Annotated in this window: 26 protein-coding genes and 1 pseudogene; 12 read left to right on the forward strand and 15 right to left on the reverse strand. The window is 61.9% G+C overall.

Annotation, left to right across the window (positions count from 1 at the left end; all coding sequences use genetic code 11):
* Nucleotides 1-128: 128 nt before the first annotated feature.
* The 5 genes from ABVN20_RS13200 to dadA all read right to left on the reverse strand — a co-directional run bounded on the left by ABVN20_RS13200 (nucleotide 129) and on the right by dadA (nucleotide 4,196).
* A complete protein-coding gene (locus ABVN20_RS13200; RefSeq protein ID WP_368556109.1) occupies nucleotides 129-542 on the reverse strand; it encodes a cytochrome c5 family protein in 414 nt (137 codons plus the stop codon).
* Between the two features lie 181 nt (nucleotides 543-723).
* On the reverse strand, nucleotides 724-1,272 hold the full coding sequence (locus ABVN20_RS13205; RefSeq protein ID WP_368556111.1) for a cupin domain-containing protein: 549 nt from the start codon (nucleotides 1,270-1,272) through the stop codon (nucleotides 724-726).
* A gap of 117 nt (nucleotides 1,273-1,389) precedes the next feature.
* Nucleotides 1,390-2,463, reverse strand: a complete 1,074-nt coding sequence (alr, locus tag ABVN20_RS13210) for an alanine racemase (protein WP_368556112.1) — start codon at nucleotides 2,461-2,463, stop codon at nucleotides 1,390-1,392.
* A 103-nt stretch (nucleotides 2,464-2,566) separates the two neighbouring features.
* Nucleotides 2,567-2,920: a RidA family protein gene (locus ABVN20_RS13215; protein WP_368556113.1), complete on the reverse strand. Its 354-nt coding sequence runs from the start codon at nucleotides 2,918-2,920 to the stop codon at nucleotides 2,567-2,569.
* Nucleotides 2,892-4,196: a D-amino acid dehydrogenase gene (gene dadA, locus ABVN20_RS13220; protein WP_368556114.1), complete on the reverse strand. Its 1,305-nt coding sequence runs from the start codon at nucleotides 4,194-4,196 to the stop codon at nucleotides 2,892-2,894. Before dadA ends, ABVN20_RS13215 begins: the two co-directional genes overlap by 29 nt.
* Before the next feature lie 156 nt (nucleotides 4,197-4,352).
* On the opposite strand from dadA, the gene ABVN20_RS13225 reads away from it, so the two are divergent.
* Nucleotides 4,353-4,841: an Lrp/AsnC ligand binding domain-containing protein gene (locus ABVN20_RS13225; protein ID WP_003177284.1), complete on the forward strand. Its 489-nt coding sequence runs from the start codon at nucleotides 4,353-4,355 to the stop codon at nucleotides 4,839-4,841.
* A 136-nt stretch (nucleotides 4,842-4,977) separates the two neighbouring features.
* Here the strand turns inward: ABVN20_RS13225 and ABVN20_RS13230 are convergent, their stop codons facing one another.
* A complete protein-coding gene (locus ABVN20_RS13230) occupies nucleotides 4,978-5,331 on the reverse strand; it encodes a YkgJ family cysteine cluster protein (protein WP_368556115.1) in 354 nt (117 codons plus the stop codon).
* 146 nt (nucleotides 5,332-5,477) lie between these two features.
* Between ABVN20_RS13230 and ABVN20_RS13235 the strand changes: the two genes are divergently transcribed.
* Complete coding sequence (locus tag ABVN20_RS13235) at nucleotides 5,478-6,770, forward strand: NAD(P)/FAD-dependent oxidoreductase (RefSeq protein WP_368556116.1); 1,293 nt, start codon at nucleotides 5,478-5,480, stop codon at nucleotides 6,768-6,770.
* A 123-nt stretch (nucleotides 6,771-6,893) separates the two neighbouring features.
* Here the strand turns inward: ABVN20_RS13235 and ABVN20_RS13240 are convergent, their stop codons facing one another.
* Nucleotides 6,894-7,139 carry a DUF1127 domain-containing protein gene (locus ABVN20_RS13240; protein WP_368556118.1) on the reverse strand — a complete coding sequence of 82 codons (246 nt, stop codon included), beginning with the start codon at nucleotides 7,137-7,139 and terminating at the stop codon, nucleotides 6,894-6,896.
* Nucleotides 7,140-7,317: 178 nt separating this feature from the next.
* Between ABVN20_RS13240 and ABVN20_RS13245 the strand changes: the two genes are divergently transcribed.
* Nucleotides 7,318-8,751, forward strand: coding sequence for a PLP-dependent aminotransferase family protein (locus tag ABVN20_RS13245; RefSeq protein WP_368556120.1), 1,434 nt, complete (start codon nucleotides 7,318-7,320; stop codon nucleotides 8,749-8,751).
* 60 nt (nucleotides 8,752-8,811) lie between these two features.
* Entirely contained in the window at nucleotides 8,812-10,380 is a 1,569-nt protein-coding gene (locus ABVN20_RS13250; RefSeq protein WP_368556121.1) for a phospholipase D family protein, read from the forward strand.
* A gap of 161 nt (nucleotides 10,381-10,541) precedes the next feature.
* Here ABVN20_RS13250 and ABVN20_RS13255 read toward each other — a convergent pair whose 3' ends face one another.
* Both ABVN20_RS13255 and ABVN20_RS13260 read right to left on the reverse strand, forming a co-directional pair.
* A complete protein-coding gene (locus ABVN20_RS13255; RefSeq protein WP_368556122.1) occupies nucleotides 10,542-11,687 on the reverse strand; it encodes an MFS transporter in 1,146 nt (381 codons plus the stop codon).
* A gap of 179 nt (nucleotides 11,688-11,866) precedes the next feature.
* Complete coding sequence (locus ABVN20_RS13260) at nucleotides 11,867-13,360, reverse strand: aldehyde dehydrogenase (protein WP_368556124.1); 1,494 nt, start codon at nucleotides 13,358-13,360, stop codon at nucleotides 11,867-11,869.
* A gap of 237 nt (nucleotides 13,361-13,597) precedes the next feature.
* On the opposite strand from ABVN20_RS13260, the gene ABVN20_RS13265 reads away from it, so the two are divergent.
* The gene (locus tag ABVN20_RS13265) at nucleotides 13,598-13,960 is read left to right on the forward strand and encodes a cupin domain-containing protein (RefSeq protein ID WP_368556126.1); all 363 of its coding nucleotides are present in this window, start codon (nucleotides 13,598-13,600) and stop codon (nucleotides 13,958-13,960) included.
* A 143-nt stretch (nucleotides 13,961-14,103) separates the two neighbouring features.
* Here the strand turns inward: ABVN20_RS13265 and rpmG are convergent, their stop codons facing one another.
* The gene (gene rpmG / locus ABVN20_RS13270) at nucleotides 14,104-14,259 is read right to left on the reverse strand and encodes a 50S ribosomal protein L33 (protein ID WP_007894709.1); all 156 of its coding nucleotides are present in this window, start codon (nucleotides 14,257-14,259) and stop codon (nucleotides 14,104-14,106) included.
* Nucleotides 14,260-14,270: 11 nt separating this feature from the next.
* A complete protein-coding gene (rpmB, locus tag ABVN20_RS13275; protein WP_224541973.1) occupies nucleotides 14,271-14,504 on the reverse strand; it encodes a 50S ribosomal protein L28 in 234 nt (77 codons plus the stop codon).
* A 445-nt stretch (nucleotides 14,505-14,949) separates the two neighbouring features.
* Here rpmB and ABVN20_RS13280 point away from each other — a divergent pair, with 445 nt between their 5' ends.
* Nucleotides 14,950-16,536 (forward strand): ABC transporter substrate-binding protein, encoded by a 1,587-nt coding sequence (locus tag ABVN20_RS13280; RefSeq protein ID WP_368556128.1) that lies wholly within the window; start codon nucleotides 14,950-14,952, stop codon nucleotides 16,534-16,536.
* Nucleotides 16,537-16,665: 129 nt separating this feature from the next.
* Here ABVN20_RS13280 and radC read toward each other — a convergent pair whose 3' ends face one another.
* The gene (gene radC / locus ABVN20_RS13285; protein ID WP_368556130.1) at nucleotides 16,666-17,340 is read right to left on the reverse strand and encodes a DNA repair protein RadC; all 675 of its coding nucleotides are present in this window, start codon (nucleotides 17,338-17,340) and stop codon (nucleotides 16,666-16,668) included.
* A gap of 136 nt (nucleotides 17,341-17,476) precedes the next feature.
* Here radC and coaBC point away from each other — a divergent pair, with 136 nt between their 5' ends.
* The 4 genes and pseudogenes from coaBC (at nucleotide 17,477) to argB (ending at nucleotide 21,728) form a co-directional block, all read left to right on the forward strand.
* Nucleotides 17,477-18,685, forward strand: a complete 1,209-nt coding sequence (gene coaBC / locus ABVN20_RS13290) for a bifunctional phosphopantothenoylcysteine decarboxylase/phosphopantothenate--cysteine ligase CoaBC (protein ID WP_368557705.1) — start codon at nucleotides 17,477-17,479, stop codon at nucleotides 18,683-18,685.
* A gap of 4 nt (nucleotides 18,686-18,689) precedes the next feature.
* On the forward strand, nucleotides 18,690-19,145 hold the full coding sequence (dut, locus tag ABVN20_RS13295; protein WP_368556131.1) for a dUTP diphosphatase: 456 nt from the start codon (nucleotides 18,690-18,692) through the stop codon (nucleotides 19,143-19,145).
* A 286-nt stretch (nucleotides 19,146-19,431) separates the two neighbouring features.
* Nucleotides 19,432-20,805 (forward strand): annotated as a pseudogene (locus tag ABVN20_RS13300) (phosphomannomutase/phosphoglucomutase); the annotation flags it as partial.
* A 17-nt stretch (nucleotides 20,806-20,822) separates the two neighbouring features.
* Nucleotides 20,823-21,728, forward strand: coding sequence for an acetylglutamate kinase (argB, locus tag ABVN20_RS13305; RefSeq protein WP_368556133.1), 906 nt, complete (start codon nucleotides 20,823-20,825; stop codon nucleotides 21,726-21,728).
* Between the two features lie 168 nt (nucleotides 21,729-21,896).
* Here argB and pyrE read toward each other — a convergent pair whose 3' ends face one another.
* The gene (pyrE, locus tag ABVN20_RS13310; RefSeq protein ID WP_368556135.1) at nucleotides 21,897-22,541 is read right to left on the reverse strand and encodes an orotate phosphoribosyltransferase; all 645 of its coding nucleotides are present in this window, start codon (nucleotides 22,539-22,541) and stop codon (nucleotides 21,897-21,899) included.
* Between the two features lie 81 nt (nucleotides 22,542-22,622).
* Between pyrE and ABVN20_RS13315 the strand changes: the two genes are divergently transcribed.
* Entirely contained in the window at nucleotides 22,623-23,402 is a 780-nt protein-coding gene (locus tag ABVN20_RS13315) for an exodeoxyribonuclease III (RefSeq protein WP_192307121.1), read from the forward strand.
* 172 nt (nucleotides 23,403-23,574) lie between these two features.
* Here the strand turns inward: ABVN20_RS13315 and ABVN20_RS13320 are convergent, their stop codons facing one another.
* Both ABVN20_RS13320 and rph read right to left on the reverse strand, forming a co-directional pair.
* Nucleotides 23,575-23,943, reverse strand: a complete 369-nt coding sequence (locus tag ABVN20_RS13320) for a DUF4870 domain-containing protein (RefSeq protein ID WP_368556137.1) — start codon at nucleotides 23,941-23,943, stop codon at nucleotides 23,575-23,577.
* A 28-nt stretch (nucleotides 23,944-23,971) separates the two neighbouring features.
* Nucleotides 23,972-24,694: a ribonuclease PH gene (gene rph, locus ABVN20_RS13325; protein WP_368556139.1), complete on the reverse strand. Its 723-nt coding sequence runs from the start codon at nucleotides 24,692-24,694 to the stop codon at nucleotides 23,972-23,974.
* Between the two features lie 279 nt (nucleotides 24,695-24,973).
* On the opposite strand from rph, the gene ABVN20_RS13330 reads away from it, so the two are divergent.
* Nucleotides 24,974-25,837, forward strand: a complete 864-nt coding sequence (locus ABVN20_RS13330; protein WP_368556141.1) for a YicC/YloC family endoribonuclease — start codon at nucleotides 24,974-24,976, stop codon at nucleotides 25,835-25,837.
* Nucleotides 25,838-25,847: the final 10 nt, after the last annotated feature.

The raw sequence follows: 25,847 nt of genomic DNA on the forward strand, positions 1-25,847 counted from the left end.
ATTCAACACCCAACAATGATGCCGGCTGATACACCGCTATCGCGAGCAAGCTCGCTCCTACAGGGGGGCGATAAACCTTGCGGGCACAAAAAAGCCGCTCGAAAGCGGCTTTTTTTGGCGTGAAGCGATTACTTCAGGCCAGACATCTTCTGGATGGCGCCTTTGAGCTCGTCATCGGTGCAGTCAGCGCAGGTGCCTTTTGGTGGCATGGCGTTGATGCCGGTGATGGCTTTGGCCAGGATGCCGTCGAGGCCGCCCTGGTGGTCAGCGCGCTCTTTCCAGGCAGCGGCATCGCCGATTTTAGGCGCGCCCAGCAGGCCGGTACCGTGGCAAGCGTTGCAGTGTTTGGCAATCACGTCGTCCGGAGACTTCGCGCCGCCACCGCCAGCAGAGGCGGCCACTTCCATGCCCTTGCACTCCTGACCGGTCACACAGACCTGGCCAACAGGCTCGATGCGTTTTGCGATGTCGTCATTGGTCGCAGCTTGAGCGCTGGCAGCCCATAGGGCCAATACGGTTGCTGGTACAGCCAGCATTTTCATAATTAGGTTCACGCGTTCACCCTCATGGTGGCTAGTCACGCCTACGGCCACGGTTCGCAGGCGGGCGCAAGTATAACGGTTAGCCCGTCGCTCTGAAACAACCCCAAAGTCGAAGGGGTCTTGTTGCGCCACGGAAAAACCCTTTGGGTGCCGCTGCCATGCTGGCAGGACGCCTCTTCTCTTAGAAATTCGCCGGTGTAGCTGCGCTGATTAGTCGCGCCGGCACGTCGAACGGATTACGGAAACGATGCGGCTTGGTACTCTCAAAGTAGTAGCTATCGCCGGCTTCGAGCACAAAAGTTTCCAGGCCGACCACCAACTCCAGCCGCCCTTCCACCAGGATTCCGGTTTCTTCGCCTTCATGGGTGAGCATTTCGTCACCGGTATCGGCGCCCGGCGGGTACACCTCGGTGAGGAACGCGATTGCACGGCTCGGGTGCGCGCGGCCGACCAGCTTCATGGTCACCGAGCCATCGGAGATGTCGATCAGCTCGTTGGCCTTGTAGACGATCTGGGTCGGGACTTCCTGCAGGATCTCTTCGGAAAAGAACTCGACCATGGACATGGGAATCCCGCCCAGGACCTTGCGCAGCGAACTGATCGAAGGGCTGACGCTGTTCTTCTCGATCATCGAAATGGTGCTGTTGGTGACGCCCGCGCGTTTGGCGAGTTCACGCTGCGAAAGACCTTTGAGCTTACGGATGGATTGCAGTCGTTCACCGACGTCCAAGGCTGGAGCCTCCAGGGAATCATGTTGTAGGAATATTGAGCGTCATCATGGCGACAGCGTTCAGTATTTACAACACTTGGCCCCCAATCCCGGCCTTGCAATCCGTCCAGCCTGGGCTCAATCCCCGGAATAGAGCTTTGGCACTCGACGCAGGTTGCAGAAGATCTGGTAAGGAATCGTGTCAGCCGCAGCCGCGACGTCGCTGGCCAGGATGTTTTTACCCCACAATTCAACGGGCGACCCCAGGCCCGCCTGTGGCACATCGGTCAGGTCGATGCACAGCATGTCCATCGACACCCGGCCGATCAGGCGGCTGCGCTGCCCGGCCACCAGCACCGGCGTGCCGGTCGGTGCCTGGCGCGGATAACCATCGGCGTAACCCATGGCCACCACTCCGACGCGCATCGGTTTGTCGGTGATGAAGCGCGCGCCGTAGCCGATCGGCTCGCCGGCCGGCAATTCACGCACGCAGATCACTTTCGATTCCAGGGTCATCACCGGTTGCAGGCGCGAGGCCACCACGTTGGCTTCTTCGAACGGCGTGGCGCCGTAGAGCATGATCCCCGGGCGTACCCAGTCACTGGGAATCTGCGGCCAGCCAAGCACGGCCGGCGAGTTACGCAGGCTGACCTCCGCCGCCAGGCCCTGGCGCGCCGCTTCAAAAACCGCCACTTGCTCGGTGCTGGCCTGGCTGTGCAGCTCGTCGGCACGGGCGAAGTGGCTCATCAGCACGATCTTCGCCACTTTGCCGCTGGCCAGCAGCCGTTGGTATGCGCCCTGGTAATCCTTGGGGTGCAGGCCGACCCGGTGCATGCCCGAATCGAGTTTGAGCCACACCGCAATGGGTTTGCTCAGCGAGGCCTTTTCAATGGCTTCGAGCTGCCACAGCGAATGCACCACGCACCAGAAGTCATGCTCGACGATCAGCCCCAGCTCATCGGCTTCAAAAAAACCTTCCAGCAACAGCACCGGTGCGCGGATGCCGGCGGCGCGCAGCTCCAGCGCTTCTTCGATGCAGGCCACGGCAAAGCCGTCCGCCTCGGCTTCCAGCGCCTGGGCGCAACGCACCGCGCCATGCCCATAGGCATCGGCCTTGATCACCGCGAGCGCGCGGACACCCGTGGTTTCGCGGGCGATGCGGTAGTTATGACGCAGGGCTTGGAGGTCGATCAGGGCACGGGCTGGACGCATGGCGGCAGGCTTCTAGGCGGACGTGAGAATAAAAACCGGCGCTGGCTGGCAGCGTAACCGCCAACAGCGCCGGGAGAGGGATCTTTATGCAGGTGGCGAGCGGTTATGGCAGCGCAGCGACCACGGACAGCTCGACCAGGATTTGCGGTTCGCACAGCTTCGCCTCCACAGTGGCGCGGGCCGGGGCGACGCCTTTGGGCAGCCAGGCGTCCCACACGGCGTTCATGCCGGCGAAGTGCGCGTCGATGTCCTTCAGGTAAATCGTCACCGAGAGCAAACGACTCTTGTCGGTCCCGGCCAGATCCAGCATGCGCTCGATGTTGGCCAGGGTTTCACGGGTTTGTTGTTCAATCCCGGCATTCATGTCGTCGCCGACTTGCCCTGCCAGATAAACGGTGCCGCCGTGGACAACGATCTGGCTCATGCGCTCATTGGTGAGCTGGCGCTGGATTGACATGCTTTGCGGACTCCTGGATTTTGCTGCCATAACGGGAAATATCGAGGCCTTCGGCGCTGATCTGCGGGGTTTTCTTCGCCATCAGGTCTGCCAGCAAGCGACCGGAGCCGCACGCCATGGTCCAGCCGAGGGTGCCGTGACCGGTGTTCAGGAACAGGTTGCCGAACGGGGTCGCGCCCACGATTGGCGTGCCATCCGGCGTGGTCGGACGCAGGCCGGTCCAGAAGCTGGCCTCGGCCAGATTGCCGCCCTGAGGATAAAGGTCGTTGACGATCATCTCCAGGGTTTCGCGTCGACGCGGGTTGAGCGACAGGTCAAAACCGGCAATCTCCGCCATGCCGCCCACGCGGATGCGGTTGTCGAAACGGGTGATCGCGACCTTGTAGGTCTCGTCGAGAATGGTCGACGTCGGGGCCATCGCCGGGTTGGTGATCGGCACGGTCAGCGAGTAACCCTTGAGTGGGTACACCGGCGCGCGGATGCCCAGCGGCTTGAGCAGTTGCGGCGAGTAGCTGCCGAGCGCCAGCACGTAGCGATCGGCGGTTTCCAGCTTGCCGTCGATCCACACGCCGTTGATGCGATCACCGGCGTAGTCCAGGCGCTGGATGTCCTGGCCAAAGCGGAATTCCACACCGAGCTTGACCGCCATTTCGGCCAGGCGCGTGGTGAACATCTGGCAGTCGCCGGTCTGGTCGTTCGGCAGGCGCAGGGCACCGGCCAGAATGTCGGTAACGTTGGCCAGGGCCGGTTCAACGCGGGCAATGCCTTCGCGGTCGAGCAGTTCGAACGGCACGCCCGACTCTTTCAGCACAGCGATGTCTTTCGCGGCGCCATCGAGCTGAGCCTGGGTGCGGAACAGCTGGGTCGTGCCCAGGCTGCGGCCTTCGTAGGCGATACCGGTTTCGGCGCGCAGCTCGTCGAGGCAGTCGCGGCTGTACTCGGACAGGCGCACCATGCGCTCCTTGTTCACCGCATAACGGCTGGCGGTGCAGTTGCGCAGCATCTGCGCCATCCACAGGTATTGGTCGACGTCGGCGGTGGCCTTGATCGCCAGCGGAGCGTGGCGCTGCAACAGCCACTTGATGGCCTTGAGCGGCACACCCGGGGCGGCCCACGGCGAGGCATAACCAGGCGATACCTGCCCGGCGTTGGCGAAACTGGTCTCCATGGCAGCAGCCGGCTGACGGTCCACCACCACCACTTCAAACCCGGCACGCGCCAGATAATAAGCACTGGTGGTGCCGATGACGCCGCTACCCAAGACCATAACGCGCATTTTCATATCCCTCATCGCGGCACGCCGCTGACGTTTGTTGTGCAGACCATAGATGTGGGCAGTGTAAAAAAGAACAGCCAGTGCATTTCACTATATAAACGCCTATATTTGGCGAGAATTCTCGGCAAAAACGCTTTTCACGGAGGCGCATCCCCTATGCGTACCAACACTCAGACCAAACGCGAGCTGGACAAGATCGACCGCAACATCCTGCGCATTCTGCAAGCGGACGGGCGTATCTCCTTCACCGAGCTGGGGGAAAAAGTCGGGCTGTCGACCACCCCCTGCACCGAGCGGGTCCGACGGCTGGAGCGCGAGGGGATCATCATGGGCTACAACGCCCGGCTCAACCCGCAACACCTCAAGGGCAGCCTGCTGGTGTTTGTCGAGATCAGCCTCGATTACAAATCCGGCGACACTTTCGAAGAATTCCGACGCGCCGTGCTGAAACTGCCCCATGTGCTGGAATGCCACCTGGTGTCGGGGGACTTCGACTATCTGGTGAAGGCGCGGATCTCCGAGATGGCCTCGTACCGCAAGCTGCTGGGCGACATCCTGCTCAAGCTGCCGCATGTGCGCGAGTCCAAGAGCTATATCGTGATGGAAGAGGTGAAGGAGAGTTTGAGTTTGCCGATTCCGGATTGAGGTGTGTGGGGCCTGTTAGGGCCTCATCGCGGGCAAGCCCGCTCCTACAGAGTTTTGTGTCGCTCACAAGGTTTGTGTTCACCACAAGCCCCTGTGGGAGCGGGCTTGCCCGCGATGGGCTCGACTCGGTCTCCCGTCAGACCAACACCTGCCGATTCCCCGCCATGTACTCGAACACCTGCTTCTCCACCCGCGGGTGAATCAGCTCCACCGGCCCCCGCCCATTCGGGCATGGCAGTGTTTTGGTGGTGCCGAACAGCCGGCAGATCAGCGGCCGCTCTGCATACACCGTGCAGCCATCCGGCCCCAGGTGCACACAGTTGAGCTCTTCCATGGCCGCATCCTGCTCCGCGCGGGTCTTGCGCGGCAGGCGGGACATCTCTTCGGGCGAGGTGGTCACCGGCCCGCAACAGTCATGGCAGCCGGGGACGCACTCGAACGAGGGAATCTGCTGGCGCAGCGTGCGAATTTTCTGACTGTTGCAACTCATCCAGGCGGACCCACAAGCGGAATACAGCGCGATTCTGCCGCATAAGCCCCCTTCCAGACAGCCATAACCGACCGATGTTGCCTGCGCAGGAAGGCCCGGCTTATGCTCCGTCAAATTTTATAGACACACCAATCAGGATGATGCGCATGAATGCCCGTGCCCAGCACACCGCCTCGTACTACGCCGCCAGCAGCCTGCCACAGCCCGATCATCCGGTCCTGAGCGGCGAAGTGGTGGCCGATGTCTGCGTGGTCGGTGGCGGTTTTTCCGGGCTGAACACCGCACTGGAGCTGGCCGAACGCGGCCTCAAGGTGGTGTTGCTCGAAGCCCGCAAGATCGGCTGGGGCGCCAGCGGGCGCAATGGCGGGCAACTGATTCGCGGGGTCGGTCACGGCCTTGATCAATTCGCCAACGTGATCGGCACCGACGGCGTGCGTCAGATGAAACTCATGGGCCTGGAAGCAGTGGAAATCGTTCGCCAGCGCGTCGAGCGTTTTCAGATTTCCTGCGACCTGACGTGGGGCTACTGCGACCTCGCCAACAAGCCCCGCGACCTGGAAGGCTTTGCCGAAGACGCCGAGGAACTGCGCAGTCTGGGTTATCGCTACGAGACACGTTTGTTGGCGGCCGATGAAATGCACACGGTGGTGGGTTCCAAGCGCTACGTCGGTGGCTTGATCGACATGGGCTCGGGGCATCTGCACCCGCTGAATCTGGCCCTGGGCGAAGCCGCCGCCGCGCAGCAACTGGGCGTGCAGTTGTTCGAACAATCGGCGGTGACCGGCATCGACTACGGCCCCGAAGTGAAAGTGCGCACCGCCCAGGGCTCGGTGCGCGTCAAGACCCTGGTGCTGGGTTGCAATGCCTATCTCAACCAGCTCAACGCAGAACTGAGCGGCAAAGTGCTGCCCGCCGGCAGCTACATCATCGCCACCGAGCCCTTGAGCGAAGGGCTGGCCCACGCGCTGCTGCCGCAGAACATGGCGGTGTGCGACCAGCGCGTGGCGCTGGATTACTACCGGCTCTCGGCCGACCGGCGCCTGCTGTTCGGTGGTGCCTGCCATTATTCAGGGCGCGACCCCAAGGACATCGCCGCCTACATGCGCCCGAAGATGCTCGAAGTGTTCCCGCAACTGGACGCGGTGAAGATCGACTATCAATGGGGCGGGATGATCGGCATCGGCGCCAATCGCCTGCCACAGATCGGCCGGCTCAAGGATCATCCGAATGTGTATTACGCCCAGGCCTATTCCGGCCATGGCGTGAACGCCACACACCTGGCGGGCAAGTTGCTGGCCGAGGCCATCAGCGGCCAGCACAGTGGCGGGTTCGACCTGTTTGCCAAGGTGCCACACATGACGTTCCCGGGGGGGCGGCATCTGCGTTCGCCGTTGCTGGCGTTGGGGATGTTGTGGCATCGGTTCAAGGAGTTGGTCTGACAGATTTGTAGCGTCGGTACCGGCCCCATCGCGAGCAAGCTCGCTCCTACAGGGATCCGGTGCATACAGATTCCTGTAGGAGCGAGCTTGCTCGCGATGGGGCGGGCACAGGCACCGCAAAAATCAGATCCGCCAAAACGGCTTCAACCCCTCCTCCAACGCCTGCTCCCGGGTCAAGCCAATGTCCTTGAGCTGCGCCGGCGTCAGGTCGAGCAACGCCTTGCGCGTATGCAGACGATGCCGGAACAGGGCCCAGCGGCTCAGGCCGGTCGCGACGTTGCGCATCGGCGCCTCACGCGCTTCGTTGTTCTGCCCTGCCTCTAGTTCCTGACTGCGTAACGTCAGCCGCAAATCGCTCAAGCCGTTCATTTTGATTGCTCCTGTTTACTTGGGTAGCCAGGGCTTTATGATGCGTGGACGACGAAAAGCATTACAGATTCAAAGCACAGGTATTAATTCCATACAGATTTGCCGATTCTTCCACTGAATCAGCCTTTTTGACGCGATCTGTACTGGTCGCCCGAATCACCCACACCGAGACTGCGCCATGACCCTTTACGTCAACCTCGCCGAATTGCTCGGCACGCGTATCGAACAAGGCTTCTATCGCCCCGGCGACCGGCTGCCCTCGGTGCGGGCCTTGAGTGTGGAACACGGGGTCAGCCTGAGCACGGTGCAACAGGCGTACCGGATGCTGGAGGACAGCGGCCTGGCGATGCCCAAGCCCAAGTCCGGCTACTTCGTGCCGGTCGGTCGTGAACTGCCGGAGTTGCCGGCAATCGGTCGCCCGGCCCAGCGTCCGGTGGACATTTCCCAGTGGGATCAGGTGCTGGAGCTGATCCGCGCGGTGCCGCGCAAGGACGTGGTGCAACTGGGCCGGGGCATGCCCGACATCACTTCACCGACCATGAAACCCTTGCTGCGCAACCTCGCGCGTATCAGCCGGCGGCAGGACATGCCGGGCCTGTATTACGACAACATCCATGGCACCCTCGAACTGCGCGAGCAGATCGCCCGCCTGATGCTCGCCTCCGGCAGCCAGTTGACCGCCAACGACCTGGTGGTCACCACCGGTTGCCACGAGGCGCTGTCGACCAGCATTCGCGCCATCTGCGAGCCCGGCGATATCGTCGCCGTGGATTCCCCGAGCTTTCATGGCGCCATGCAGACACTCAAGGGCCTGAACATGAAGGCCCTGGAAATTCCCACCGACCCGCTCACCGGCATCAGCCTCGATGCGCTGGAGCTGGCACTGGAACAATGGCCGATCAAGGTCATACAGTTGACCCCCAACTGCAACAACCCGCTGGGCTACATCATGCCGGAGTCGCGCAAACGCGCGTTGTTGAGCCTGGCGCAGCGTTTCGACGTGGCGATCATCGAGGATGATGTGTATGGCGAACTCGCCTACAACTACCCTCGTCCGCGCACCATCAAATCCTTCGACGAAGACGGCCGCGTCCTGCTGTGCAGTTCATTTTCCAAGACCCTGGCGCCCGGTCTGCGTATCGGCTGGGTCGCGCCGGGCCGCTACCTGGAGCGGGTGCTGCACATGAAATACATCTGCACCGGCTCCACCGCGCCGCAACCGCAGATCGCCATCGCCGAATTCCTCAAGGCCGGGCATTTCGAACCGCATTTGCGGCGGATGCGCACGCAATACCAGCGCAATCGCGACATGATGATCGACTGGGTCAGTCGTTATTTCCCCGCGGGCACCCGCGCCAGCCGCCCACAAGGCAGCTTCATGCTCTGGGTGGAACTGCCCGACGGCTTCGACACCTTGAAACTCAACCGCGCGCTGCACGACCAGGGCGTACAGATTGCCGTGGGCAGCATCTTTTCCGCCTCGGGCAAGTATCGCAATTGCCTGCGGATGAACTACGCTGCCAAGCCAACACCGCAGATCGAAGAAGCGGTGCGCAAGGTGGGCGCTGCAGCCATCAAACTGCTCGCGGAAAATGACAGTTTCACTGACTGACTTTTCCGCGTAATTCAGCGTCCATATGCCGACACCTGCCGCCATTCGGAACGATCCTACGTGAGAGTCAGACAGCCCCTGCTCGCTCTTCTGTTACTCGCCTCGCTTCTGGGCGGTTGTGCCAGCCTCGATGTGCAACGCCAGCCCAGCCAGGCGCTGCCGGCCAGTGACTCGGCCTTCGGCCGCTCGATCCAGGCGCAGGCGGCGCCCTACGCCGGCAAGTCGGGCTTTCGCCTGCTGTCCAACAGCGGCGAAGCCTTCATGGCCCGGGCCGAACTGATCCGCAACGCGCAAAGCAGCCTCGATTTGCAGTACTACATCGTCCACGACGGCATCAGCACGCGCATGCTGGTGGATGAATTGCTCAAGGCCGCCGACCGCGGGGTTCGCGTCAGAATCCTGCTCGACGACACCACCAGCGATGGCCTGGACTGGATCATCGCCACGCTGGCCGCGCATCCGCAGATCCAGATCCGCCTGTTCAACCCCTTGCACCTGGGCCGCTCCACCGGCGTGACGCGGGCCATGGGCCGGCTGTTCAACCTTTCGCAGCAACACCGGCGCATGCACAACAAGTTGTGGCTGGCGGACAACAGCGCCGCCATCGTCGGCGGTCGCAACCTGGGCGACGAGTATTTCGATGCCGAACCGAACCTGAATTTCACGGACATCGACATGCTGAGCGTCGGCCCGGTCGCCGAGCAGTTGGGGCACAGCTTCGACCAGTACTGGAACAGCGCGCTGAGCAAGCCGATCGACGAATTCCTGTCGAGCAAGCCCACACAAAAGGACCTGCAAAATACCCGTACGCGCCTGGAAGAATCATTGGAGGAGACGCGCAAACAGAATCACCTGCTGTATCAACAACTGATGACCTACACCACCCAGCCGCGCCTGGACATCTGGCGCCGCGAACTGATCTGGGCCTGGAACCAGGCCTTGTGGGACGCACCGAGCAAGGTCCTGGCAGACGGCGAACCTGACCCGCACCTGCTGCTGACCACCCAACTGGCCCCCGAACTCACCGGAGTCAGCAAAGAGCTGATCATGATCTCGGCGTACTTCGTGCCCGGCCAGCCAGGCCTGGTTTACCTCACAGGGCGAGCCGATGCCGGGGTTTCCGTCAGCCTGCTGACCAACTCCCTGGAGGCCACCGACGTACCGGCGGTGCACGGCGGTTACGCACCCTATCGCCGGGCGCTGCTGGAACATGGCGTGAAGCTCTACGAACTGCGCCGCCAGCCCGGCGAAGGCGGCGGCAGCGGGCCGCATATCTTCTACAGCAAGTCGTTCCGCGGCTCCGACTCCAGCCTGCACAGCAAGGCGATGATCTTCGATCAGCAGAAATCCTTCATCGGCTCGTTCAATTTCGACCCGCGGTCAGTGCTGTGGAACACCGAGGTCGGCGTGCTGGTAGACAGCCCCGAGCTGGCGGCCCATGTACGCAAGGCAGCACTGGAAGGTATGGCGCCGCCGCTGAGCTACGAAGTGAAACTGCAAGACGGCAAGATCGTCTGGGTCACCGAAGATAACGGCCAGATGCACACCCTGACCCGCGAGCCGGGCAGCTACTGGCGCCGCTTCAATGCGTGGATCAGCAAGGCGGTGGGGTTGGAGAAGATGTTGTAGCCCTCACGATCAACTTCCCCTGGGGGACCACGCCTGCTCGCGGAACTCTCCCTGTAGGAGCGAGCTTGCTCGCGATGCGGTGTGTCAGGCGGCATCATCTCAATCTGATCCACCGCTTCGCGAGCAAGCTCGCTCCTACAGGGGGGGGGAACAGGTCAAATTCAGGCCGGCTCGGCCACCGTGCCGAACGCCCCCTGGCGCGTCAGCAGGATCACCAGCCCCAACGCTCCCGCCGCCATGAACAATGGCAAGGCGTGGCCGCTGATCCACTGGCTACCCGCTCCGGCCACCAACGGCCCGACCAGGCAACCCACACCCCACAGTTGCGCGATGTGCGCGTTGGCCCGCACCAGCGCATCGTCGCGATAACGCTCGCCGATCAGGATCAGCGACAAGGTGAACAACCCGCCGGCACTGGCGCCGAACAGCACCCACAACGGCCAGATCAGCAGGGTATCGAGCAGCATCGGAATGGCCAGGCTGGAAATCAGCAGCACCACCGCGCAACCGGTGAACAGGGTCCGACGCGACAGGCGATCGGCCAGCGCACCAATCGGCAGTTGCAACAAGGCATCCCCGACGACCACGGTACTGACCATCGCCAGGGCGATTTCCGTGGTGAAGCCCTGTTGCAGGCAATAGACCGGCAGCAGGGTCAGAATCATCGCTTCGAACGCGGCGAACAGTGACACGCCCCAGGCAATGGCCGGCAACCCGCGACAAAAGCCCCACAGGTCGCCGAAGGTCACGCTGCACGCATCGCTGCTCGGTGCGCCGCTGCGGCCCAGCAACAGGAACGGCGCTGCCGTGAGCAGGCCAACGCCGACCCAGAAGCCGTAATCGTGTTCGGTGCCCAGCAGGCCCAGCAGCACCGGGCCGGCCAGCTGGCTCAGCGCGTAGCTGCTGCCATACAGCGCCACCAGGCGCCCGCGCCATTGTTCGACCACCAACTGGTTGATCCAGCTTTCGCCAAGGATGAACACCAGGGTCAGGATCACCCCGATCATCAGGCGCAGCACCAGCCACACCGGATAGCTGGGCAGCAGCGCCAGCAAACCGATGGAAGCGGCCCCGGCCCACAGGCACAGGCGCATCAGGTTGGCGGTGCCCAGGCGCGCGGCCAGGTGACTGGAGATCTTCGCCCCCAGCAACACGCCGATCGCCGGCATCGCCGCCATGACACCAATGGCGAACGAGCCGTAACCCCAGCCTTCCAGGCGAAAGGACACCAGCGGCATGCTGACCCCCAGGGCCAGGCCAACGCTCAAGACAGAGGCCAACACGGCGAAATAAGTCGCCCAACGCATGTTCCACGCTCCTGTGGATAATTATTCTGCACGACAAAAAAACACTGTGGGAGCGAGCCTGCTCGCGATGACGGAGCAACATTCAACATTGACGTCGACTGTCATACCGCTATCGCGAGCAGGCTCGCTCCCACAGGGGATTTGTGTTGAGCCCCGACATGATCGGGGCCCGCTACACGTTACAACTTGATCCAGGTCGCCTTCAGCTCGGTGTACTTGTCGAACGCATGCAGCGACTTGTCGCGGCCGTTGCCCGACTGCTTGAAGCCACCGAACGGCGCGGTCATGTCGCCGCCATCGTACTGGTTGACCCACACGCTGCCGGCACGCAGTGCACGGGCGGTCAGGTGCGCCTTGGAGATGTCCTGGGTCCACACGGCGGCTGCCAGACCATACGGCGTGTCGTTGGCAATCGCGACGGCTTCCTCGGCGGTGTCGAAAGCGATAACCGACAGCACCGGACCAAAGATTTCTTCCTGGGCGATCTTCATTGCGTTGCTGACGCCGTCGAAAATCGTCGGCTCAACATAGGTGCCACCGGTTTCCTGAAGCGTACGCTTGCCACCGGCCACCAGCTTGGCGCCGTCGTTGTGGCCGGACTCGATGTAGGACAGCACGGTGTTCATCTGCTGGGTATCGACCAGCGCACCGACGTTGGTCGCCGGGTCCAGCGGATTGCCCGGCTTCCAGGTTTTCAGGGCCTCGATCACCAGTGGCAGGAATTTGTCCTTGATCGAACGCTCGACCAGCAGACGCGAACCCGCCGTGCAGACCTCACCCTGGTTGAAGGCGATGGCCCCGGCTGCTGCTTCGGCGGCGGCTTGCAGATCCGGGGCATCGGCGAACACGATGTTCGGGCTCTTGCCGCCGGCTTCGAGCCAGACGCGTTTCATGTTCGACTCGCCGGAGTAGACCAGCAGTTGCTTGGCGATCTTGGTGGAACCGGTGAACACCAGGGTATCGACGTCGTTATGCAGGCCCAACGCCTTGCCGACGGTGTGGCCGTAACCCGGCAGCACGTTCAGCACGCCTTTGGGGATACCGGCTTCAACGGCCAGCGCAGCGATGCGGATGGCGGTCAGCGGGGATTTTTCCGACGGCTTGAGCACCACCGAGTTACCGGTCGACAGCGCCGGACCCAGTTTCCAGCAGGCCATCATCAGCGGGAAGTTCCACGGCACGATGGCACCGACCACACCCACAGGTTCGCGGGTGACCAGGCCCAACTGGTCGTGCGGGGTCGCGGCGACTTCGTCGTAGATCTTGTCGATGGCCTCGCCGCTCCAGCTCAGGGCTTGCGCTGCGCCGGGAACGTCGATGTACAGGGAGTCGCTGATCGGCTTGCCCATGTCCAGGGTTTCCAGCAAGGCCAGCTCTTCGGCATGCTGCTTGAGCAGGCCGGCAAAACGAATCATGGTGGCTTTGCGTTTGGTCGGCGCCAGGCGCGACCAGACGCCGGAATTGAAGGTGGCGCGGGCATTTTCGACGGCGCGCTGGGCGTCGGCGACGTCGCAGGCGGCAATCTTGCCCAGCAGACGGCCATCGACCGGGCTGATGCACTCGAAGGTCTCGCCGGAGACGGCATCGGTGTATTCGCCATTGATGTACGCACGGCCTTCGATCTTCAGATCGCGAGCACGTTGCTCCCAATCGGCACGAGTCAGGGTGGTCATTCGAGTGTCCTCCTCTTATTGAATACGAGCGCCGCGCGGTTTTCGCCGACGCCCCCGGCAATTCTGCCTGGCCAGCCTGCTATTCGGCCCAGAGCAACCGCCACCCTAAACCAGTGAGCGGGGTTGTTTCAATATATTTGACATAAGGTCGGCAAACGGACTTGCGGTGTTCAATTTAATAAACATAGACTTTGGACCTTCCAGCCACTCGCGCCGCAATCACGGGGGATTACAACAATGAGCATCCAGAACATCGTCGACTTCAGCCAGGCCATCACCGAGCCTGAACGCTACCGCCCGGACCCGGCGAAGATCCTCAAGGGCGACCCCGAGCAGGCCGTGTTCAACCACTACAACAGCCCGTGCGGTCAGCTGAATGCCGGCGTGTGGGAAGGCGCGGTCGGCCAGTGGCAGGTCAATTTCACCGAGCACGAGTACTGCGAAATCGTCCAGGGCGTTTCGGTGCTGCGCGACAACGATGGCAACGCCAAGACCGTGCGCGCCGGTGATCGCTTCGTCATTCCGGCCGGATTCCGCGGCACCTGGGAAGTGCTGGAGCCGTGCCGCAAGATTTATGTGGCGTTTGAGCAGAAGGCATGAGTTTTTTGTAGATGCCACTGGCCTCATCGCGGGCAAGCCCGCTCCTACAGCGATGAGGCCGGAACAGACAACACAAAACCACCAGGCACAAAAAAGGCCCGTATCTCGCGATACGGGCCTTTTTCACAAGAGGGGAAAATCAATTACTTGATTTTGCCTTCTTTGTAGATCACGTGCTTGCGAACAACCGGATCAAATTTCTTGATCTCGATTTTGTCCGGAGTAGTGCGCTTGTTCTTGTCGGTAGTGTAGAAGTGACCAGTACCGGCGCTCGAGATCAAACGAATCAATTCACGCATGATTAGCTCCCTTAAACCTTGCCAGCTTTGCGCAGTTCGGCCAGCACGACAGTGATGCCGCGCTTGTCGATGATACGCATGCCTTTGGCAGATACGCGCAGACGCACGAAACGTTTCTCTTCTTCAACCCAGAAGCGGTGATGCTGCAGGTTTGGCAGGAAACGACGACGGGTTTTGTTGTTTGCGTGGGAAATGTTGTTCCCAGTCACCGGACCCTTACCGGTAACTTGACATACTCTAGACATGCCTCAGCCCTCTAAAACCACATGCCCAACCCGGCATGGGTTGGCCGCTTAATCTCTAGTCATTGTGGCGCCAGGCGCCGCGATTCTTTAGAGGTCTTACCGGCTACACCTACAGTGAAGGAACCGGGCCCCTAGAAAAGAGCGCTGCTTTATACCAGAAAGACCGGGGTGCAACAACATTCGGTGTGCGCTGAATCAATAAAAAGCCCAATTTTCGGGCGCAAGAAGCCTTGGACAAAGGCTGTCGGCGCTTTCGACCGCTCGTCGCAGAGAATCGCCCCACCCATGAACCCGAAGCTTCTGACTCTCGGCGCCAGTGGAATCAGGTGGCTATAGTCGCCCTAAAATGAAAAAGGGGATAGTCATTTGCCAAGCAGCCCACTAGGGTAAGCCTTTTCCAGACTGCACTTGCAGATGGGCCTTCGATCTGTAAAGGAATCCGACCATGCGCCTTGCTGCCCTACCGCTGTTGCTCGCCCCGCTCCTGATGAGCCCACTGGCCCATGCCGCCGCCCTGAGTGTGTGCACCGAGGCCAGCCCGGAAGGGTTCGACGTGGTGCAATACAATTCGCTGACGACCACCAACGCTTCGGCCGATGTGCTGATGAATCGCCTGGTGGACTTCGACACCACCAGCGGCAAGGTGGTCGCGGGGCTGGCCGAAAGCTGGGAAGTCACCCCCGACGGCCTGACCTACGTGTTCAAGCTGCGCCCGAAAGTGAAGTTCCATCGCACCGACTACTTCAGCCCGACCCGCGAACTGACCGCCGAAGACGTGAAATTCAGCTTCGATCGCATGCTCGACCCGGCCAACCCCTGGCACAAAATCGCCCAGAGCGGCTTCCCGCACGCGCAGTCGATGCAGTTGCCGACGCTGATCAAGAAGATCGACGCGCTGGACCCACTGACCGTGCGCTTTTCCCTGGACCACGCGGACTCGACGTTCCTGGCCACCCTCAGCATGGGCTTCGCTTCGATCTACTCCGCCGAGTACGCCGACAAACTGATGAAAGCCGGCACGCCTGAGAAGCTCAACAGCCAGCCGATCGGCACCGGGCCATTCGTGTTCACGCGCTTCCAGAAAGACGCTGCGGTTCGCTACAAGGCCAACCCGGACTACTTCGGCGGCAAACCGTCGGTAGACCCGCTGGTCTTCGCCATCACCCCGGACGCCAACGTTCGCCTGCAAAAGTTGCGGCGCAACGAATGCCAGATCGCCCTGTCGCCCAAACCGCTGGACGTGCAGGCTGCCTTGCAAGAACCGACCCTGAAGGTGGAAAAGACCGACGCCTTCATGACCGCGTTCGTCGGCATCAACAGCCAGCACCCACCGCTGGACAAGCCTGAAGTGCGCCAGGCCATCAACCTGGCGTTCGACAAGGCCAATTACCTCAAGGCCGTGTTCGAAGACACCGCCGAAGCGGCCAACGGCCCCTACCCGCCCAACACCTGGAGCTACGCGAAAAACCTGCCGGGCTATGCCCATGATGTCGACAAGGCCAAGGCCCTGATGGCCAAGGCCGGGCTCAAGGAAGGTTTCCAGACCACCATCTGGACTCGTCCATCCGGCAGCCTGCTGAACCCCAACCCGAGCCTGGGTGCACAGATGCTGCAATCGGACCTCGCGGAAATCGGCATCCAGGCGGAAATTCGCGTGATCGAATGGGGCGAGCTGATTCGCCGGGCCAAGGCCGGTGAGCACGATCTGCTGTTCATGGGCTGGGCCGGCGACAACGGCGATCCGGACAACTTCCTCACGCCGCAGTTTTCCTGCGCCGCGGTCAAGTCCGGGACCAACTTCGCCCGGTACTGCAACCAGGACCTGGACAAGTTGATCAGCGCCGGCAAGACCACCTCGGAACAAGGCGTGCGCACCAAGCTGTATGAACAGGCCCAGGCGCAGATCCAGCAGCAGGCGCTCTGGCTGCCCCTGGCCCACCCGACGGCTTTCGCCCTCACGCGCAAGGACGTCACCGGGTATGCGGTGAGCCCGTTCGGGCGGCAGGACTATTCCAAGGTCAGCCTGAAATAACGCCCAGATAACCCTGTAGGAGCGAGCTTGCTCGCGATGCGGCAGGTCAGATTGAGATGATGTCGACTGACCTGCCGCCTTCGCGAGCAAGCCCGCTCCCACAGGGGCGGGGACAGTCAGGCACGCGCCCTACATCCACCCATACTCCGCCATCGACAGCGGGTCACCATCACCAATGATGAAGTGATCGAGCACCCGTACGTCGATCAGGTCCAACGCCTGTCGCAGTCGCTGGGTCAGCTTGCGGTCGGCCTGGCTGGGGTCGGAATTGCCCGATGGATGGTTATGGCAGAGGATCAGCGCTGCCGCGTTGTGCGCCAGGGCGCGCTTGACCACCTGGCGCGGATAGACGCTGGTGCTGTCGATGGAGCCGCGAAACAGTGACTCAAACGCCAGCACCCGGTGTTTGGAATCGAGAAACAGACAACCGAACACCTCATGCGGCTCATGCCGCAACATCGACTTGAGGTATTCACGCACCGCCAGGGGATTTTCCAGCACCGACTCCTGCCGCAAACGCTCGGCCAGGTGCCGCCGCCCCATCTCCAGCACCGCCTGCAACTGCGCGAATTTCGCCGGGCCGAGGCCGAGCTGGCCACTGAACGTGCGCAGATCCGCCTCCAACAGCCGGCGAAGGCTGCCGAATTGACTCAAGAGATGGCGCGCCAGATCCACGGCGCTTTTACCGGACACTCCGGTGCGAAGGAAGATCGCCAGCAGCTCGGCGTCCGACAGGCTCGTCGAACCCTGCTCCAACAGTTTCTCCCGCGGCCGCTCCGCCGCCGGCCAATTGCGAATACTCATAACACCTCCCTGGACTGTGGGCGCCGCTGTTCCGTTACGGTCGCTGTGATATCTTAGCCCATCTTTTTTGCGGGCGATTTCACTCCTGGGGAGGGGGTAACGCCACGCAGTCATCAACGAAATGAAAGGCAGACCTATGCAGCGGCTGTATCGGAAACGCATCGTTCTGGGCGTCGGCGGCGGCATCGCTGCCTATAAGAGTGCCGACCTGGTTCGCCGCCTGATCGACCAGGGTGCCGAAGTGCGCGTGGTCATGACCCGTGGCGGCAGCGAGTTCATTACCCCGCTGACCATGCAGGCCCTATCCGGGCACCCGGTTCACCTGGACCTGCTGGACCCGGCGGCCGAAGCCGCCATGGGTCACATCGAGCTGGCCAAGTGGGCCGACATGGTGCTGATCGCCCCCGCCACCGCCGACCTCATCGCCCGCCTGGCCCAAGGCGTTGCCGACGACCTGCTGACCACCCTGGTGCTGGCCACCGACGCGGTGGTCGCCATCGCCCCGGCCATGAACCAGGCCATGTGGCGCGACCCGGCGACCCAGGCCAACCTGCAAACCCTGGAAAGCCGAGACATCAAGGCCTTTGGCCCGGCCTCCGGGAGCCAGGCCTGCGGCGACGTCGGCCTGGGCCGAATGCTTGAAGCCGTGGAACTGGCCCAGTGCGCGGCGGACTGCTTCAAGCGCCAGGCATTGACCGGCAAACACGTGCTGATCACCGCCGGCCCGACCCAGGAAAACATCGACCCGGTGCGCTACATCACCAACCACAGTTCCGGGAAAATGGGTTTTGCCCTGGCCGAAGCCGCCGTTGAAGCCGGCGCCCGCGTGACCCTGATCACCGGCCCGGTACACCTGCCGACCCCGGATCGTGTGACCCGCATCGACGTGGTCAGCGCCCGCGACATGCTCGCCGCCTGCGAAGCCGCAATCCCTTGCGACCTGTTCATCGCTTCGGCAGCGGTCGCGGACTACCGCCCGGAAGTGGTCGCCCCACAGAAACTCAAGAAAGACCCTACGAACGGCGACGGCTTGTTGCTACAGATGGTGCGTAACCCGGACATCCTGGCCACCATCGCCACCCGCCCTGACCGTCCGTTCAGTGTCGGTTTCGCCGCCGAAACCGAACACCTGCTCGACTACGCTGCACGCAAGTTGAAAGACAAGAACCTCGACCTGATCGTCGCCAACGACGTCGCCAACCCGAGTATTGGCTTCAACAGCGAGGAAAACGCCTGCAGCGTGATCGACCGTGAGCTGCACGCCACACTTTTCGCCCAGACCAGCAAGAGCAAAATCGCTCGCCAGCTGATCACCTTTATCGCCGAACGTCTGAACCAGGTTTAACTCAATGCACGCTTTGCAAGCCAAGATCCTCGACCCACGCATCGGCAGCGAATTCCCGCTGCCCCAGTACGCTACGCCAGGCTCCGCGGGCCTCGACCTGCGCGCCATGCTGGACAAAGACACCGTGATCAAGCCGGGTGAAACCCTGCTGATCCCGACCGGCCTGTCCGTGTACATCGGCGACCCTGGCCTGGCCGCCCTGATCCTGCCGCGCTCCGGCATGGGGCATAAGCACGGCATCGTGCTGGGCAACCTGGTCGGCCTGATCGACTCCGACTACCAGGGCCCGCTGATGGTGTCGTGCTGGAACCGTGGCCAGAGCGACTTCAACATCGTGGTCGGCGAGCGCCTCGCCCAACTGGTGCTGGTGCCTGTCGTTCAAGCGCACTTCGAAATGGTCGAAGAGTTCGTCGAGACCGAACGCGGTACCGGTGGCTTCGGGCATTCCGGCCGCCAATGATCGACCTGTTCCAGGTCGGGCGCCCTGCCCGGCCTGATCCGCTTCCGGCATTTTCAGGATGAAAATTCCACCGACGTGATCTGCAAGGTTTAGTACTGAAAATCAAGGCATTGGCCGCCCGGAAGCGGGCCGACGCAGGTGGCATGGCCTTTTCGCACCACGAACTCTCTGTGCAAAACGCCGTCTTACCCTTCAGTTTGAGCCCGCCGGCGAGTTGTTCGCGCACAGGTCAAGTCACTTTCGAGATGGAGCAATGCCTCAGATGAACACCCCAGCCACCGTCGTACCCACGTTCCCCGACAGCATTTTCCGCGCCTATGACATCCGTGGCACCGTCCCGGAGTTCCTCAATGCTGAAACTGCCTACTGGCTTGGCCGCGCCATTGGCGCCCAGAGCCTGGCCGCGGGCGAACCGAACGTCTCCGTAGGGCGTGACGGCCGTCTCTCCGGCCCGGAACTGGTGGCGCAATTGATCAAGGGCCTGGCCGAAGCCGGTTGCCACGTCAGCGACGTCGGCCTGGTGCCAACCCCTGCCCTGTATTACGCCGCCAACGTACTGGCCGGCAAATCCGGGGTGATGCTCACCGGCAGCCACAACCCGTCGAACTACAACGGCTTCAAGATCGTCATCGCCGGCGACACCCTGGCCAACGAACAGATCCAGGCACTGCACGAACGCCTCAAGACCAACAATCTGACCAGCGGCAACGGCAGCGTCACCCAGGTCGAGATCCTCGATCGCTACAACACCCAAATCGTCCAGGACATCAAGCTGGCCCGCCGCCTGAAAGTCGTGGTCGATTGCGGCAACGGCGCCGCCGGCGTGATCGCCCCACAACTGATCGAAGCGCTGAACTGCGAAGTCATCCCGCTGTTCTGCGAAGTGGATGGCAACTTCCCCAACCACCACCCGGACCCGGGCAAGCCGGAAAACCTCGTGGACCTGATCGCCAAGGTCAAGGAAACCAAGGCCGACATCGGCCTGGCCTTCGACGGTGACGGCGACCGTGTCGGCGTGGTGACCAACACCGGCAGTATCGTCTATCCCGACCGTTTGCTCATGCTCTTCGCCCGCGACGTTGTGGCGCGCAATCCGGACGCGGAAATCATCTTCGACGTCAAATGCACCCGCCGCCTGACGCCGCTGATCAAGGAATACGGTGGCCGGCCGCTAATGTGGAAGACCGGTCACTCGTTGATCAAAAAGAAAATGAAACAATCCGGCGCCCTGTTGGCCGGCGAAATGAGCGGGCACATCTTCTTTAAGGAGCGCTGGTTCGGTTTCGACGACGGCATTTACAGCGCCGCCCGGTTGCTGGAGATCCTGAGCAAGGAAAAATCCACCGCGGAGGAGCTGTTCGCGACCTTCCCGAACGATATTTCTACGCCGGAAATCAATATCCATGTGACCGAAGAGAGCAAATTCAGCATCATTGATGCATTGCACGACGCGCAGTGGGGCGCAGGCGCCGACCTGACCACCATCGACGGCGTGCGAGTCGACTATGCCAAAGGCTGGGGCCTGGTTCGCGCCTCCAACACCACGCCGGTGCTGGTACTGCGCTTCGAGGCCGATGACGAGGCAGAACTTGCGCGCATCAAGGACGTTTTCCGCGTCCAGTTGAAGCGCGTTGCACCTGATCTCCAACTACCGTTCTGATTCACCCGGAGCCCTGAATGACCCTCGAACGCGAAGCCGCCGCCAACACCGCCAAGGTCCTGTCCGAAGCGCTGCCTTACATTCGCCGCTATGTCGGCAAGACCCTGGTGATCAAATACGGCGGCAACGCGATGGAAAGCGAGGAGCTGAAGAAAGGCTTCGCCCGCGACATCGTGCTGATGAAAGCCGTGGGCATCAACCCGGTGGTGGTTCACGGCGGCGGCCCGCAAATCGGTGACCTGCTCAAGCGCCTGTCGATCGAGAGCCACTTCGTCGATGGCATGCGCGTCACCGACGCTGCGACCATGGACGTGGTGGAGATGGTCCTGGGTGGCCAGGTCAACAAGGACATCGTCAACCTGATCAACCGTCACGGTGGCAGCGCCATCGGCCTGACCGGCAAGGACGCCGAGCTGATTCGTGCGAAGAAGCTCACCGTCACCCGCCAGACCCCGGAGATGACCCAGCCGGAAATCATCGACATCGGCCACGTCGGCGAAGTGGTCGGGATCAACACCGACCTGCTGAACCTGCTGGTCAAGGGTGATTTCATCCCGGTGATCGCGCCAATCGGCGTGGGCGCCAACGGCGAGTCGTACAACATCAACGCTGACCTGGTGGCCGGCAAGGTTGCCGAGGCGCTGAAAGCCGAGAAGCTGATGCTGCTGACCAACATCGCCGGCCTGATGGACAAGGAAGGCAAAGTGCTGACTGGTCTGAGCACCCAGCAGGTCGACGCCCTGATCGCCGACGGCACCATCTACGGCGGCATGCTGCCCAAGATCCGTTGCGCGCTGGAAGCGGTCCAGGGGGGCGTAGGCAGCTCGCTGATCATCGACGGTCGCGTACCGAACGCGATCCTGCTGGAGATCTTCACCGATACCGGCGTGGGCACCCTGATCAGCAATCGCAAGCGTCCGTAAGGGCTGGCAGATACAAAAAGACCCCGCTCGGCCTGGCCGGGCGGGGTCTTTTTTTGCCACACATTACCTGTAGGAGCGAGCTTGCTCGCGATTGCGGTGTGTCAGCCACTATCCAAGTACCTGATCCACCGCAATCGCGAGCAAGCTCGCTCCTACAGGGATCGGTGGTTACACGCCAAACTGCGCGCGATACGCCTCGACGGCTGGCAGGTGCTGCTTGAGCTGCGGATCGTCAGCCAGGAATTCCAGCACCTGGTTCAGCGAAACGATGCTGACCACCGGGATGCCGAAGTCACGCTCGACTTCCTGGATCGCCGACAGCTCGCCGTTGCCGCGCTCCTGGCGGTTCAGGGCGATCAGTACGCCCTTGGCCTTGGCGCCGTCCTGGGAGGCGATGATCTGCATCACCTCGCGAATGGCGGTGCCGGCGGTGATCACGTCGTCGATGATCAGCACGTCGCCGGTCAATGGCGCGCCGACCAGGCTGCCGCCTTCACCGTGGGCCTTGGCTTCCTTGCGGTTGAAGCACCAGGGCAGATCGCGCTCATGGTGTTCGGCCAGGGCCACTGCGGTAGCGGCTGCCAACGGGATGCCCTTGTACGCCGGGCCAAACAGGACGTCGAACGAAATACCGCTGTCGACGATGGCCGCTGCATAGAAACGACCCAACTGGGCCAGGGCGGAACCTGAGTTGAACAGGCCGGCATTGAAGAAATACGGACTGGTACGCCCGGACTTCAGGGTGAACTCACCGAAGCGCAAAACGCCGCGATCGATGGCAAAACGAATGAAATCGCGCTGATACGCCTGCATGAAAAAACCCCAAATACCACGGATTTAGCTAATTAGCTTGACGCCGTGTATCATACACGCACGCGATTTTTGGGGCCATTTATGCGGATCATCAGTGTGAACGTCAATGGTATTCAGGCTGCAGTCGAGCGAGGTTTGCTCAGTTGGCTGCAAGCACAGAATGCCGACGTCATCTGCTTGCAGGATACCCGCGCCTCCGCCTTTGAACTGGACGATCCAGCCTTCCAACTGGATGGCTACTTCCTTTATGCCTGCGAAGCCGAAGTTCCTGCCCAGGGTGGCGTGGCTTTGTATTCGCGGTTGCAACCGAAGGCAGTCATCAGCGGTCTCGGCTTCGAGACAGCCGACCGCTACGGGCGCTACCTGCAAGCCGATTTCGACAAGGTCAGCATCGCGACCTTGCTGCTCCCTTCGGGGCAGAACGGCGATGAAGACTTGAACCAGAAGTTCAAGCTAATGGACGACTTCGGCCGTTATCTGGATAAACAGCGGCGCAAACGTCGCGAGTACATTTATTGTGGCTCGCTGTACGTGGCGCAACAGAAGCTGGATATCAAGAACTGGCGTGACAGCCAGCAATCCCCGGGTTTCCTGGCGCCTGAGCGTGCCTGGATGGACGAGATTGTCGGCAACATGGGCTATGTCGATGCCCTGCGTGAAGTCAGCCGCGAAGGCGACCAGTACAGCTGGTGGCCGGACAACGAACAGGCCGAGATGCTCAACCTCGGCTGGCGTTTCGATTACCAGATCCTGACGCCGGGCCTGCGCCGCTTCGTACGCAGCGCACGCCTGCCACGCCAGCCACGGTTCTCGCAGCACGCGCCACTGATCGTGGACTATGACTGGACGCTGACCATCTAAGCGTTTGCTGGACGCAAAAAAGCCGACATGACTGTCGGCTTTTTTGTGCCTGATTTTTGCCCTCCTGTAGGAGCGAGCTTGCTCGCGATGGCGGTGTGTCAGGCAATATCCATGTCACTGACACGCCGCCATCGCGAGCAAGCTCGCTCCTACAGGTGCAGGCGGCCGATCATTATTTGACCAACCGCCAGGTAAACGGATACCGGTAAGGCAAGCCGTCATTGGCCTTCACCCCGGCGATGATCGTCAGCACCAGCGCGCCGATGGCGATCAGGCCGAACAGGAAGAAGCCGATGATCACCACCATCAGCAGGAAGCAGATGGCGGAAGCGATGGCGACGGTGATCTGGAAATTCAGCGCCTCCTTGCCCTGCGCATCGACGAAGGGGTCCATGTCGCGCTTCATCTGCCACAGGATCAGCGGGCCGATCAGCGTGCCGAAGGGCACCCAGATGCCCAGCAAGGCGGACAGGTGACAGAACATCGCCCATTGCCGGGCTTCCTTGCTCGGGGTTGGAAGCAGCTCCTGCTCGTCACTCATGGTGTCCTCCTTGCCTGGTACGGTCCGATCAGTCGGCCAGTGCGGCCTTTTGCAGTTCGAAGATTTCGCTCATGCCTTTTTTCGCCAGCTCGAGCATCGCGTTCAGCTCTTCCGGCTGGAACGGCGCGCCTTCAGCAGTGCCCTGCACCTCGATGAAACCACCGGTGCTGGTCATCACCACGTTGAGGTCGGTCTCGGCTGCCGAATCTTCAAGATAGTCCAGGTCGAGCACGGCTTCGCCCTGGTACATGCCCACCGACACAGCGCCGATCATCTGCTTGAGCGGGTCGCCGCCTTTCAGGCCGCCACGCTTCTTGATCACTTTCAGGGCATCGACCAGCGCGACCATGGCGCCGGTGATGGACGCGGTGCGGGTGCCGCCATCGGCCTGGATCACATCGCAATCGACGTACAGGGTGACGTCACCGAGCTTGGACATGTCCAGGGAGGCGCGCAGGGAGCGGCCGATCAGACGCTGGATCTCGAGGGTACGACCACCCTGCTTGCCACGGCTCGCTTCACGCTGGTTACGCTCGCCGGTGGCGCGCGGCAGCATGCCGTACTCTGCGGTCAACCAGCCCTGGCCCTGGCCCTTGAGGAAACGTGGCACGCCGTTTTCGACGCTGACGGTGCAGATGACCTTGGTATCACCGAACTCGACCAGTACAGAACCCTCGGCGTGTTTGGTGTAGTTGCGGGTGATGCGGATCGAGCGGAGCTGATCGGCGGCGCGACCACTTGGACGTTTCATAGGGAATACCTGTACGGGGGACGGAAAACTGCGGGCATTATAGAGCCGTGCACCGGGCCTGGGCACTTCTAAAACGTCCGCCCGACGATTGAAGCCCCGGTCTTGAGCCTGGAACGACGCTTTACCGACGGCCTGCAGCCGTTTGTCGCGCCCTGCGATTGGGCGCATTCGCCCCACTGCGCTACAATCCTGCGCCTTTGCTGCCTGTCGGCTTTAATTCACAGATATCGGATTGCGCGAAACCTCCGGTAACGCAAAACCGAATTGCGAGGTACCTCCATGGTGCACAGCATGACCGCCTTCGCCCGCGTCGAAAAAGCCGGCGCCCAAGGCACCCTGAGCTGGGAACTGCGCTCGGTCAACAGCCGCTACCTGGAACCACACCTGCGCCTGCCCGAAACCTTTCGCGACCTCGAAGGCGCCGCTCGCGAAGCGCTGCGCCAGGCCATTTCCCGCGGCAAGCTGGAATGCACCCTGCGTTTCACCGAGGAGAGCACCGGCAAGCCTTTGCAGGTAGACCGCGAGCGCGCCGCGCAACTGGTGGCTGCCGCCGAGACCATCGCCGGCCTGATCAAAAATCCAGCGGCCTTAAACCCCCTGGAAGTGCTGGCCTGGCCCGGCGTGCTGGTGGGCGACGCCACCGACCCGCAGGCGCTGAACGCCGAGGCCCTGGCGCTGTTCAATGAAGGCCTCAAGGAACTCAAGGCCGGCCGCGAGCGCGAAGGCGCGGAGCTGGCACGGCTGATCAACGAGCGCCTGACCTCGATCGAAGCCGACGTGGTGACCCTGCGTGAACTGGTCCCTCAGATGCTCGCCACCCAGCGCCAGAAAGTCCTCGACCGTTTCGCCGACATGAAAGCCGAAATGGACCCGCAGCGCCTGGAACAGGAAATGGTCATGCTCGCTCAGAAGAGCGACGTCGCCGAAGAACTGGATCGTCTGAGCACTCACATCATCGAAGTTCGCCGGGTGCTCAAGTCCGGCGGCGCTGCCGGGCGACGCCTGGACTTCCTGATGCAGGAGCTCAACCGCGAAGCCAACACACTGGGCTCCAAGGCCTTCGACCCGCGCAGCACCCAGGCGGCGGTCAACCTCAAGGTGTTGATCGAGCAGATGCGCGAACAAGTGCAGAATATTGAGTAAGGCAACCCCG

Origin of the sequence: Pseudomonas sp. MYb118 (assembly GCF_040947875.1) — a bacterium.
In the GTDB taxonomy this organism is placed as follows: domain Bacteria; phylum Pseudomonadota; class Gammaproteobacteria; order Pseudomonadales; family Pseudomonadaceae; genus Aquipseudomonas.